Origin of the sequence: Helicobacter sp., assembly GCF_022770205.1 — a bacterium.
Classification (GTDB): domain Bacteria; phylum Campylobacterota; class Campylobacteria; order Campylobacterales; family Helicobacteraceae; genus Helicobacter_D.
The window spans coordinates 1-12,452 of record NZ_JALEIK010000004.1 but is presented as its reverse complement, the minus strand read 5'-3'; the positions used below and the strand labels follow the sequence as shown (position 1 = coordinate 12,452).

General features: G+C 37.8%; 8 protein-coding genes. 6 read left to right on the top strand and 2 right to left on the bottom strand.

Annotation, left to right across the window (positions count from 1 at the left end):
• Positions 1-3 precede the first annotated feature (3 nt).
• Both putP and MRZ19_RS00770 read left to right on the top strand, forming a co-directional pair.
• Positions 4-1,491 carry a sodium/proline symporter PutP gene (putP, locus tag MRZ19_RS00775; protein WP_291029364.1) on the top strand — a complete coding sequence of 496 codons (1,488 nt, stop codon included), beginning with the start codon at positions 4-6 and terminating at the stop codon, positions 1,489-1,491.
• Between the two features lie 69 nt (positions 1,492-1,560).
• Positions 1,561-2,316 carry a hypothetical protein gene (locus tag MRZ19_RS00770; protein ID WP_291029362.1) on the top strand — a complete coding sequence of 252 codons (756 nt, stop codon included), beginning with the start codon at positions 1,561-1,563 and terminating at the stop codon, positions 2,314-2,316.
• Positions 2,317-2,332: 16 nt separating this feature from the next.
• On the opposite strand, the gene MRZ19_RS00765 is transcribed toward MRZ19_RS00770, so the two are convergent.
• Together MRZ19_RS00765 and fliW are read right to left on the bottom strand one after the other, a co-directional pair.
• Positions 2,333-4,372 (bottom strand): ATP-dependent helicase, encoded by a 2,040-nt coding sequence (locus MRZ19_RS00765; protein ID WP_291029360.1) that lies wholly within the window; start codon positions 4,370-4,372, stop codon positions 2,333-2,335.
• Positions 4,373-4,376: 4 nt separating this feature from the next.
• Positions 4,377-4,766, bottom strand: coding sequence for a flagellar assembly protein FliW (gene fliW / locus MRZ19_RS00760; RefSeq protein WP_291029358.1), 390 nt, complete (start codon positions 4,764-4,766; stop codon positions 4,377-4,379).
• A gap of 184 nt (positions 4,767-4,950) precedes the next feature.
• On the opposite strand from fliW, the gene MRZ19_RS00755 reads away from it, so the two are divergent.
• From MRZ19_RS00755 to MRZ19_RS00740, 4 genes are all read left to right on the top strand, one after another.
• Entirely contained in the window at positions 4,951-7,599 is a 2,649-nt protein-coding gene (locus MRZ19_RS00755; protein WP_291029356.1) for a valine--tRNA ligase, read from the top strand.
• Between the two features lie 67 nt (positions 7,600-7,666).
• Entirely contained in the window at positions 7,667-11,158 is a 3,492-nt protein-coding gene (dnaE, locus tag MRZ19_RS00750; RefSeq protein ID WP_291029354.1) for a DNA polymerase III subunit alpha, read from the top strand.
• Positions 11,146-11,508: a translation initiation factor gene (locus MRZ19_RS00745; RefSeq protein ID WP_291029352.1), complete on the top strand. Its 363-nt coding sequence runs from the start codon at positions 11,146-11,148 to the stop codon at positions 11,506-11,508. The genes dnaE and MRZ19_RS00745 overlap by 13 nt, the downstream gene beginning before the upstream one ends.
• Positions 11,509-11,516: 8 nt before the next feature.
• Complete coding sequence (locus MRZ19_RS00740; RefSeq protein ID WP_291029350.1) at positions 11,517-12,266, top strand: pseudouridine synthase; 750 nt, start codon at positions 11,517-11,519, stop codon at positions 12,264-12,266.
• The last annotated feature ends 186 nt before the right edge of the window (positions 12,267-12,452 follow it).

Here is a 12,452-nt window from a genome sequence, read left to right as displayed (position 1 = left end):
AATATGGAATCTATTACAATTAATGTGCCAATTGCTATCACTTTTATTGCTTATTCTGCTTTAATGCTTTTTATTGGTTTTTATTTTTTTAAGAGTAATAAAAGTGCAGAGGATTACTTTTTGGGCGGTCGTTCACTTGGTCCTGTGGTTTCAGCTCTAAGTGCTGGGGCTAGCGATATGAGTGGGTGGCTTTTGCTAGGCTTACCCGGAGCTTTATATGCAAGTGGGCTTGTGGAGAGTTATATTGCCATAGGACTTAGCGTGGGGGCATTTTTGAATTGGAGTTTTGTGGCAAAAAGGCTTAGAATCTATACAAGCGTGATTGCAAATAGCATTACTATACCTGATTATTTTGAAACGCGCTTTGATGATGATAAGCACATTTTACGCATTGTGTGTGCGGTGGTGATTTTAGTATTTTTTACTTTCTATGTTTCTGCTGGACTTGTAGGAGGGGCGAAGCTTTTTGAAAGCACTTTTGGAATTGATTATGGTTATGCCCTTAGTATTGGCACACTTATTATCGTAGTTTATACCTTTTTGGGTGGATATAAGGCAGTGTGTTGGACAGATATGGTTCAGGGGCTTTTGATGATGGGTGCTTTGATAGTTGTGCCCTTGGTAATGCTATCTAATCTTGGTGGCTATGATGAGGCTATGCAAATCATCACACAAATTAAGCCGCAACATTTGTCTATGGGAGAAGGAGTTTCAACGCTTGCTATGATTTCAGCTCTTGCTTGGGGGCTTGGGTATTTTGGACAGCCACATATTTTGGTGCGCTTTATGTCCATTCGTTCTACAAAAGAGATACCAATTGCTACTTTTGTAGGGATTTCTTGGATGGTAATTTCTCTTATTGGAGCGTGTTTTATAGGGATTTTAGGTGTGGCTTATGTGTATAAATTTAACTTAAGTTTGCAGGATCCTGAAAAAATTTTTATCGTAATGAGTCAGCTTCTCTTTAATTCTTGGATAGCGGGGGTTTTACTTAGTGCTATTTTAGCTGCCATTATGAGCACGGCTAGTTCGCAACTTCTTGTGTCAAGCTCTACTTTGGCAGAGGATTTTTATCGCCGTATTTTCAAACAAGATGCTAGCGCACAAAATGTAATGAGGCTAGGTAGAATCGGTGTTTTGCTTGTGGCTTTAGTTGCCTTTGTTATTTCTACGGATAAAAATTCAAGTGTTTTAAGCATAGTCGCTTATGCGTGGGCAGGTTTTGGAGCAAGTTTTGGAGCAGTAATGCTGTTCTCTCTTTTTTGGAGTAGAATGACGCGCTGGGGTGCTATTGCAGGGATGATTACAGGGGCTGTTGTGGTGGTAATTTGGAAAAATTTCTTAGCAGTAGCTTTTAATTTTCCACTCTATGAAATTGTGCCGGGTTTTGTTGCGGCTTCTTTGGTGATTATTATTGTAAGTCTTATGACGGATGTGCGACCCGGGACTAAAAAAGCTTATGAAACTATGCTAAAAAACCTTTATGTATAGATTTCTAAAGGTTTTAAGCAAGTAGGATTTGGAATAAAAATTGCTATGACACTTGCATAAGGAGTTGTTATGCAAAGGATTATTTTAAGTTTGATGCTTTTTGGTGTTGCATTTGCTGCTCCAAAAGTCGATTTTAAAAATGCTTGTGTCCCTTTAGCGCAGTTTTCAAAATCCCAAAAAGAAGTGCTTTTGCGCTCTTATCTTGCAGGAGAGAGTGAAGGGTTTGGGCTAACACTTGCAGCAATTGCTTGGAAAGAGTCTTGTGCAGGTGAGTATAAAATGAATTTTCAAGATCCAAGTGCAGGGAATTTTCACGCTTATATACCCGGAGTGATTAACCGCTATCCGCAATTAAAGCAAAATGGTTTTACGCAAAATATGGTGGGTGCAATGCTTGTAGAGGACGATGAGTTTGCCGCAAAAATTGCGATTTTGGAGCTGAAGTTTTGGCAAAAGGAGCATAAGGGAAATTGGAAGAATATCATCAAGTCCTATAATAAAGGTTATAGTTGGAAAAAAAGCACAAGCGCAAATACGCAAGCAGAGAAGTATTATCAAGAAGTTGCTTGGCGCATTAAAGAATTGGAATCATATTTTAAGGGAAAAGATATGCAGCGTGTGGCATTAGAGCTTCCAAAAGTGCCTAAGGAGCACAAGGAAAGAAAAGAGCAAGAAAAGCAAGAACATTTTTATGTTTATGGGGAAGATTTTGTTTCAAGTGATTTTAAGTTTTTACCCATTTATCAGGTTGGCAATGAGTTTGCAAAGCCTTATACACCAAAGAAGACAATTATAAAAGATTTTGAATTATTAGAGATTTATTGAGTAAATGGAATCTAAATTAAGTTAAAGAGCTTTTTAAAAGTCCGGCTTCATAAAGAAAGGTTGAGCCTTCGTAATTCATATTTTTTAGTGCATCTTTTTTGGCATAGCTAAGATAAAGATTCTCTTTGGCGCGTGTTATGGCGACATAAAACAATCTGCGCTCTTCTTCTAAGCTTCCGCCTTGTTGCATTAGCTTTTTGTTAGGAAATCTCCCTTCCATTAAATCTACGATATACACTTCAGAAAACTCTAATCCCTTGCTAGCGTGAATGCTAAGGAGATGCACTCCTTCCCCCTCACTCATTTCATTAGAACCTAGAATCATTGCATTTAAAAAGCGTCCTATGTCCTCATAATGCTCTGCTAAGTTTTTTAAAAGAGAGATTTTACGATGAATTTTCTCTAGGGCTTCTTGGCGTTTTTCTTCTAAAATCACACCTTCTTTTGTGATGGCTCTCTCTTTTGCAAACTTTTGTGCGACGATTTGAAAAATCGGTAGCATCTGCATCTTAGCGATTAATGTGTAGGGCTTATCGTAAGTGTTAAAAAACTTAAAAAAACAATACAGGGCGTTTAAAAATTCTGCCCCCTCTTTAGTTAGCTTAGGATGGCTTAAAATAGCATTGTTTTTAAAACCTTCCTCTAAGGGTAGTGTGTGGAATCGCGCTGTGTTATTGAATTCTAAAAAATCATCAAAAAGTCCTAGTTGTGTGTTTTGGATTCCTTTTTTGAAAGGCTCTTTAATGGTAGCATCTGGATGTAAGATTCCTTGCCTTAAATTTCCCTTCCCTAAAAGCAATAAGGCTTCGTAAATGTCTTTTGCTAAGGCGTTTCCGATTCCTTTTGTGTGGCTTAGAGTGTGGATAAAAGCCATCATATCCTTTGGATTAAAAAGCAAGGTGCATAGATTTAGCATATACACCACTTCTTTAGAGTCAAAAAAGCTAACTCCCCCTTTGCGGCGTGTTGGAATCCCAATTTCACGCAAGCTAGCTTCAATGCCATCAGCACTAGAATTGTTTCTAAAAATGATAGCAATTTCTTGGTAAGAGCGGTTTGATAGCTTGATTTTATTGGCAATTCCTGCGTATTGTAAAAATAGCTCCTCATACACAAGCAGTTCAGGGTTTCCAAAGTTTTGCGTCTTTACGACTTCAAGTTTTTTAGGATAAATGCGCGGATTTTTTTCAATGACGCGATTTGCAAGGTTTAAGATTGATGCTGTGGAGCGATAATTTTTCGTTAAGCTATAAATTTTTCCATTAGGATAACGCTCTTTAAAGCTAGCAATAATGCTAATATCCGCTCCGTTAAAAGCATAAATGCTTTGGTCATAATCGCCTACACAAAAGAGTGATGGTGGGTTTAATGCTTGGAGAATGGAATCTTGCAAAGGATTTGTGTCTTGGTATTCATCTACCAAGACTTCTTTATATAAATGCGATTCCATATTTTGTAGCAAGCTTGCTTTGTAGTTTAGCAATAAGTCGTTGTAATCTACATAGTGATATTCTTGCTTTAGGGCTTTAAATTCCTCCCAAACATCTAAATAAATCTCTGCATATTCTAGTTGTTGAGAGTTTTTATGCTTTAACCATTCTGCAAAGCTCTCAGAAATTGTCGCATTAAAATAAAGGGAAAACAAATCATACAGATAGTTTGCGCTATAAGGAGTATTTTCTTGCGCATTTAAAAAAATGCGTTTATCATATAGGCTTTTAAAAAGCACTTTTAGTTCTTTTGGTTGCTTTAAGATGACAGAATCCTTAGCCTTTAAATGCCGATAAGCAACGGCGTGAAAAGTGCCTGCTTCAATATTTTTAACAATTTTTGCATCAAATTTTGTGCTAAGGCGGGATAGCATTTCAGCAGCGGCTTTGTTGGTAAAGGTTAAAAGTAGAATTTCGCTAGGAAGGATTCCATTTTGAAGCAAAAAAGAGATTCTCCCAACAATAGTAGAAGTCTTACCTGTGCCAGCAGATGCGATGACTAGATTGTATCCGCTTGGGGCTTGGCAAGCTTCTTTTTGCTGGGAATTTAGATGGGATAAGGGCAATTAATTACGCTTTGATGTAGTTCTTAATGGATTCTGCAACACCAAAGTTTGGATAATCTTTTGTGTTTAGCACAACTTGGGCAAGCGTGTTATTATCAAAATTTAAAATAATGGGGGCTAAGAAATTAATGCGCACTTCTGCTTCATTTTCGCGCACAAACACGCAAAAGACTTTCACATTAGAGCTAGATTTCATATCCAATAGTATTTGGATTGCTGTTGGCACTTCAAAAGAGTATTCACGCACTTTATAGGGGTTAATTAAAAGCAATTCCGCATTATTATCCATAGAGAGAAATGCTAATGCACCATCATCTACTTCTGCAAAGCTTACTTCGCTGATATTATCAAAACCTAAAATGGGGGATTTAACTTGAAACCTTTCGCCTTTCATAATGCACTCCTTGTTTGTCAGTTTAATTCTACCATAAAGTTTTTATTCCAAAGCCTATTTTTATGAACTTCCTGTTGAAAATAGATTTTAAAGAATCTTTGGTAGAATTTTGAGATTAAAAATTCATCTAGCAACTTAGCAAAAAGCATTCCAGTTTTTAATTGCTAAGATAAAAAGGCTTTTTATGCAACAAACACAATCTTCACAAAAGGCAACTTCTTATAATCCTAAAGAAGTGGAGAGTCGGTATTATGAGTTTTGGGAGAAGGCGGGGTATTTTGAGATTGATGGCAATAAAGCAATCCAAAAGAGTGGCAAAAATTTTTGTATTATGCTTCCACCACCAAATGTTACAGGGAGTTTGCACATTGGACACGCATTAAATCATACGCTTATTGATATTATCACGCGATTTAAAAGGATGGATGGCTATAAAACGCTGTGGCAGCCGGGCTTAGATCACGCTGGGATTGCCACGCAAAATGTGGTAGAAAAGCAACTCTTAAAAGATGGAATCCAAAAAGAAGATTTAGGGCGTGAGGGGTTTATTAAAAAGGTGTGGGAGTGGAAAGAAAAAAGCGGGGGGATGATTTTAAATCAAATGCGCAAACTTGGAAGCTCGCCTGCTTGGAGTAGGACGCGCTTTACGATGGATGAAGGCTTACAAAATGCTGTTAGGGAAGTTTTTGTCAAACTTTATGATGAAGGCTTGATTATTCAAGGGGAGTATCTAGTTAATTGGTGCACGCACGATGGCGCATTATCGGATATTGAAGTGGAGTATAGAGAGAATCAGGGCAAGTTGTATTATTTGCGTTATTTCTTAGAAGATAGCAAGGATTATGTTGTGGTGGCTACCACGCGTCCTGAAACTTACTTTGGCGATAGTGCGGTAATGGTAAATCCACAAGATGAGCGTTTTAGGCATTTAATTGGAAAAAGCGTTGTGCTACCATTGCTTGGGCGAAAGATTCCTATTATTGCGGATTCTTATGTGGATAGGGAGTTTGGAACAGGGGCGGTTAAGGTAACGCCTGCACACGATGTGAATGACTATGAAGTGGGGAGGCGGCATAATTTAGAGCAGATTGTGATTTTTGATAAAGATGGAATCTTAAATGAAAATGCGGGGGAATTTGTAGGATTAGAGCGATTAGAAGCAAGAAGTCGCATTGTAGAAAAGTTAGAATCGCTTGGATTTGTGGAAAAAATTGAAGATTATAAGAATCAAGTGGGGCATTGCTATCGCTGTGGGAATGTGATAGAGCCCTACCTTTCAAAGCAATGGTTTTTGAAAAAGGAAGTGGCAGTTGGAGCGATTGAAAAGATAAATGCAGATGCAAGCCGTTTCTTTCCGCAACAATGGAAGAATAATTATAATGCTTGGATGCGTGAATTGCGTGATTGGTGTATTTCAAGGCAACTTTGGTGGGGGCATCAAATTCCTGTGTTTTATTGTGGGGATTGTGGGGGGCAATTTGCAAGTGTGGAGACTCCAAAATCGTGCAAGCATTGTGAGAGCTTGAATATTACGCAAGATCCTGATGTGCTAGATACTTGGTTTAGCTCGGCGTTGTGGCCCTTTTCAACACTTGGGTGTGCAAATGGTGAGTTTGGTAAGGGGGAATTATGGAATCTTAATGATATGCAGGAGTTTTATCCTAATTCTCTTTTAATTACAGGGTTTGATATTTTGTTTTTTTGGGTGGCTAGAATGCTAATGATGGGGGAGCATTTCTTAAAGACGCTTCCTTATCCTGATATTTATTTACACGCTCTTGTGCGCGATGAATTTGGGAATAAAATGAGTAAATCTAAAGGCAATGTGGTAGATCCTTTAGAAAAAATTGAAGAATATAGTGCTGATGTGTTGCGCTTTACTTTAGCGATTCTTTGTGCGCAGGGGCGTGATGTGAAGCTCTCATCGCAACAAATGGAAGTGTCAAAAAACTTCACAAACAAGCTTTATAATGCGACAAATTTCTTACTTTTAAATGCGGAGAGATTTCCAAATTTAAGCGAGCTTGGCATTCCAAAAACTCCGCTTGGACAATATTTTACCGAGCTTTTGAGTCAAAATATCAAGGAAGTGCGTGAGCATTTGGAATCCTATCGTTTTAATGATGGTGCAAGCGTGCTGTATCGCTTTTTGTGGAATGAGTTTTGTGATTGGGGGATTGAGCTAAGCAAGGCGGATAAGGATTCCATCCTTGAGCTTGGTGCTGTGTTTAAGGAATCTCTACTTTTATTGCACCCTTATATGCCTTTTGTTAGCGATTATTTGTGGCATAGGCTAGATGGCTCAGAGTTAGAGCAAAGTGGCTCTATTATGGTGCGCCCCTTTCCAAGTCTAAGCTACACAAATGCGGAGAACTTTGCGACTTTTAGCAAGATTTTAGATTCCATTGTTTCTATTAGACGCGCTAAGGCTACCATTGATTTAGCAAATCAAAAGATTGCTAAGGCGTATGTGAATGTGGATATTCCACAATCTATGCAAGTGCTATTCACTAGCTATGTTTGTAAGCTTGCAAAGGTGGAATCGCTAGAGATTGTGCAAGAAAAGATTCCAAATTGCATTGTGGATATTACAGAAAAGTTAGAATCGTATTTACCCATTGCTGATATTGATTTAACACCTATTATTGAGCGTTTAGAAAAACAAGCGCAAAAAACACAAAAAGAAATTATTAAGTTAGAAGCAATGCTAAAGAATGAAAAATTTGTAGCAAATGCGCCTAAAGTTGTGCTTGAAACAAATCAAAATGCGTTAGTTGAGCAACGCCAAAAATTAGAAAAAATTACACAAGAGCTAAAAACACTGCGCCCTTAAAGCGAGTCTTATATCTCTATTAGTTAGTTTAGGTTAGAATCGCACAAATTTTTTAAAAGGTTTGAAAATGAGTCAAGCTCCAAAATTTACGCATTTGCATTTGCATACGGAATATTCTTTATTAGATGGCTTGAATAAAATTAAAGTGCTTGCTAAAAAAATCAAAGAATGTGGAATGGATAGTGTGGCAATGACAGACCACGGCAATATGTTTGGCGCAATTGAGTTTTATAAGGCGATGAAAGCTGAGGGGATTAAGCCTATTTTAGGAATGGAGGCTTATTTGCACAATGCAGAAGAAATTGGTGATAAAAGCAATCAACGCTTCCATTTATGCCTATACGCAAAGAATTTAGAAGGTTATAAAAACCTAATGTATCTAAGCTCTCAAGCGTGTTTGTATGGATTCCATATGAAGCCACGCATTAGTAAAAAAATGTTAAGAGAGCGCAGTGCAGGGCTAATTTGTAGCAGTGCGTGTTTAAATGGCGAAGTGCAATGGCATTTGAATGTAAAAAAAGATGATAACAAGGGGCGCAAGGGTTATGATAGGGCAAAGGAAGTTGCATTAGAGTATAAAGAAATCTTTGGTGAGGATTTTTATTTAGAGCTTATGCGCCACGGCATTGAGGAGCAACAATTTATTGATCATCAACTCTTAAGGCTCTCACAAGAAACGGGGATTAAAATCATTGCCACAAACGACACGCATTACACAAGGCAAAGCGATTCCACAGCGCAGGAAGTGGCATTTTGTATCGGCTTTGGCAAAGACTTTAATGATCCTAATCGTATGCGCCACACTGTGCAAGAATTTTATGTCAAAACTCCAGAGCAAATGGCAGAGCTTTATGCAGATTTGCCTGAAGCATTAGCAAACACGCAAGAGATTGCAGATAAATGTAATTTAGAGTTGCATTTAGGGGATCCAACGCCTCCTAGTTTTAAATTCACGCAAGAATATGCTAAGGCTGAAGGAAAGGATTTCACGCAAGATAGCGAGTATTTTGCTTATAAATGCAGAGAAGGTTTAGAGAAGCGTCTTATAAGGATTCCAAAAGAAGAGCATACAAAATATAAAGAGCGTTTAGAAAAAGAAATAGAAATCATTAATTCTATGAAATTTTCTGGTTATATGCTAATTGTATGGGATTTTGTGCGTGCGGCAAAAGAGCGTGGAATCCCAGTAGGTCCGGGTAGGGGAAGTGCTGCTGGGAGTTTGGTGGCATTTTGTTTAGAAATCACAAATATTGATCCTTTAAAATACGATTTGCTTTTTGAGCGGTTTTTAAATCCTGAGCGCGTGAGTATGCCTGATATTGATATGGATTTTTGTCAAAATCGGCGCGGAGAGATTTTAGACTATGTTACAGAAAAATATGGCAGGCATAATGTTGCGCAAGTGGTTACCTTTGGTATGATGAAGGCAAAGGCGGTAATTAGAGATGTTGCGCGTGTTATGGGAATGCCTTATAATGATGCAGATAACTTTGCAAAACTAATTCCAAAGGAGCTAGAAATTACTTTGGAGGCTGCTTATAATAAAGAGCCTAAAATTGCAGAGCTCCTTACAAGAGATCCTCTTGCAAAGAAGGTGTGGGAGTTTGCCTTGATTTTGGAAGGCACAAAGAGAAATCCAGGAACGCACGCAGCAGCGGTGGTTATAGATTCCACGCAAGAGTTATGGCACAAAGCCCCGCTTTATCGCTCACAGCGCGATGGAATCATTGCGACGCAATATTCTATGAAATATCTTGAAGATGTGGATTTAATCAAGTTTGATTTTTTGGGATTAAAGACTTTGACGCTTATTGATGAAACTCTAAAACTTGTTAAAAATCGTTATGGTGTAGCGATTGATTTTTTAAGCATTGATGTGAATGATCAAAAAGTGTATGAAACCTTACAGAGTGGGAACACGCTAGGAGTGTTTCAAATAGAATCTAGTATGTTTCAAGGGATTAATAAAAGAATGCGTCCAAGCACTTTTGAAGACATTATTGCAACCATTGCACTAGGGCGTCCTGGTCCATTAGAATCAGGAATGGTAGATGATTTTATTAACAGAAAGCACGGCAAAGAACCTATTGTGTATATGTTTCCGGAGTTAGAACCCATTTTGCGTCCTACTTATGGGACGATTGTGTATCAAGAACAGGTGATGCAAATTGTGCAAAAAATTGGTGGATTTTCTTTAGGTGGGGCAGACTTAATCCGTCGTGCAATGGGAAAAAAGGATGCGCAAATTATGGCGGATAATAAAAGTAAATTTGCAGATGGTGCAGCTAAGCAGGGCTTTGATAGGGAGAAGGCAGAAGAGCTTTGGGAACTAATTGTAAAATTTGCAGGCTATGGATTTAATAAATCCCACTCCGCAGCTTATGCGATGATTACCTTTGAAACAGCATATTTAAAGACTTATTACCCAAAAGAGTTTATGGCAGCCCTTTTAACTTCTGAGAAAAACGATACGGATAAAATTGTAGAATACATTGAAGAAGCAAATCAAATGAAAATCAAAGTTCTTCCTCCAAATTTTCAAAAATCCGAGCTTGAATTTAGCGTTGCTGAGGTGGAGGGTGAGGCTTGCATACTCTTTGGGCTTGGAGCGATTAAGGGGGCTGGGGAAGTTGCGATTAATATTATCTTAGAAGAGCGCAGGCAAAAGGGTGAGTTTAAGAATTTAGAGGATTTCTTAAAGCGCATTGATCCTGCTAAGGTTAATAAAAAAGCACTTGAAGCTTTTATTAAAAGCGGAGCGTTAGATGGAATGGGTTATACGCGCAAATCTTTATTGGAGCAAGTGGAGGATTTAACAGAAGCAGCAAAGCTTGCACAAAATGCACAAAAAGAAGCCATAGGTTCTCTTTTTGGTGATGATGAGGAGCTAATGCGTGTGCGATTGGATTTGAAAAATCTTGGAGAATTTAGTCAAAAAGAGATTTTAGAATTTGAAAAGGAAAGCTTAGGATTTTATGCTTCAGGACATCCGCTTGATGCGTATAAAGAGGAGTTTAATGGGATAAACTACACTGCTAGCCATCAAATCAAAGATTTAGCAGAGAATAGCAGAATCTTAATCCTTGGGCAGATTGAGGATGTTGTTGTGAAGTTTTCTAAAAATGGCAAACGCTATGGAATGTTAAAAATTCAGGATTTATATGGAAGCGTGGAATTGACGATTTTTGAGCAAATGTTGATGAAGATAGAATCCTTAGACAAAGAGATTCCAGTGGCGATTAAATGCCAAGTGCAAGAGCAAAATGAAACTAAAAAACTCAAAGCTGAAAAGATTCTAACTTTAGAAGAGGCAAAAAAAGAAAATGTGGATTTTGCGCTTGAAAAAGCTGATATTAATGCGCCTTTGTTGGTGCTGCTTGATGCAAATACACAGAGTCAAAGTTTGCAAAGATTGAGGGAATTTGCAATGATACATAGCGGGAAGCGCGAACTTAGAATCCTTTTTAGGACACAAACACAAGAATTAGAATTGGTGAGTGGATTTAAAGTGCATAGTGAGATAAAAAGCGCATTAAGTGAGTTGCAGTGGTGCGATTAGATTTGAATATGGGGGCTAAGTTTAGCGATGATTTTGATTGTGTGTGTAAGAAGTGCGGAGAGTTAGAGAGTGCTTGTGTTTGCGCTAAAGGGGGTGAGCTCAAAGAGCGTGAGAGTTATTTTTTAGGAATAAATGAACAAAAGGCAAGCGGTAAGGATGTTACGCATTGTGGAATCTTTTTTGAAACCAAGCAAACAATGCAAGTGATTTTAAAAGAGGCAAAGAAAAAATTTTCTTGTGGAGGTAGCTTGGAGCAAGATAATAGGGGGTTTTCATTGATTTTACAAGGAAAGCATAAGGACGCATTAAAAATGCTTTTAAAAGCGCACAAATTTCAATTTAAAAAATAAGAACTAAAATGCGACTCAATCAATACATAGCACACCATTCAAAATTTTCAAGGCGTGAAGCAGATAGGCTCATTCAAGAAGGCAAGGTTACGATTAATAGGGAAGTTGTGAGTGATTTTTCCTATCAAGTGGATAAAAATACAAAAGTTTATTTAAATGGCAAGCTTTTAAGGAAGCAGGAGCAATACTCTGTGATTGTGTATAATAAGCCAAAGGGAGAAATTGTTAGCAAGTGTGATGATAGGGGGCGTAGAGTGATTTATGATTCCTTGCCGAAGCGATTTGCGCATTTTAAGCCTATTGGAAGATTAGATTTTGCAAGTGAAGGGCTTTTGCTGCTTAGCGATAGTGTTAAAGTTGTGCAATCTTTAATGGAGAGTGAGCTAGAGCGCGTGTATTTGCTAAAGCTATCAGGTTTTATTAAAGAGAGTGTTTTTGATGCGATGGAGAATGGAATCGCATTGGAAAATGCAACTGCTGGGGGGCATAGTAAAAGTAAGATTAAAGCAATGGAGTTTGCGCCATTTGTGGGTTACACTTGCATTAAGAATGCTCCAAAATATTCTAAGATTAAAGTGATTCTTAAAGAGGGGAAAAATAGAGAGCTTAGACGCTTTTTTGCGCATTTTGGTTTAGAAGTGTTGGATTTAAAGCGCATTGCGTATGGGTTTGTGCATTTAAATAATTTGCCAAGCGGGAAGGTTAGGTTTTTAGAGCGTGGAGAATATAATAAGTTGCATCTATTTTTGGAGCATTAGTTGATTATTTGAGTTTATATAATATTAAGAGAATAAATTGTTTATTTTCGTAACACATTCCATACAATCTACAATTTTTATAGCATTTATCTAACATTTTTAGTAAAAGCTAACATAAATTAGATAGACTGCCTTCAATCATCATTTTACATTTAAAGGAGTCATTATGCTTGGGATTGGTGGTAA

What these genes read in the sequence shown, in the direction of transcription:
- MRZ19_RS00770 (WP_291029362.1), top strand. Translation starts at nt 1,561, where the DNA reads ATGCAAAGGATTATTTTAAGTTTGATGCTTTTTGGTGTTGCATTTGCT.
- putP (WP_291029364.1), top strand. Translation starts at nt 4, where the DNA reads ATGGAATCTATTACAATTAATGTGCCAATTGCTATCACTTTTATTGCT.
- MRZ19_RS00755 (WP_291029356.1), top strand. Translation starts at nt 4,951, where the DNA reads ATGCAACAAACACAATCTTCACAAAAGGCAACTTCTTATAATCCTAAA.
- dnaE (WP_291029354.1), top strand. Translation starts at nt 7,667, where the DNA reads ATGAGTCAAGCTCCAAAATTTACGCATTTGCATTTGCATACGGAATAT.
- MRZ19_RS00740 (WP_291029350.1), top strand. Translation starts at nt 11,517, where the DNA reads ATGCGACTCAATCAATACATAGCACACCATTCAAAATTTTCAAGGCGT.
- fliW (WP_291029358.1), bottom strand. Translation starts at nt 4,766, where the DNA reads ATGAAAGGCGAAAGGTTTCAAGTTAAATCCCCCATTTTAGGTTTTGAT.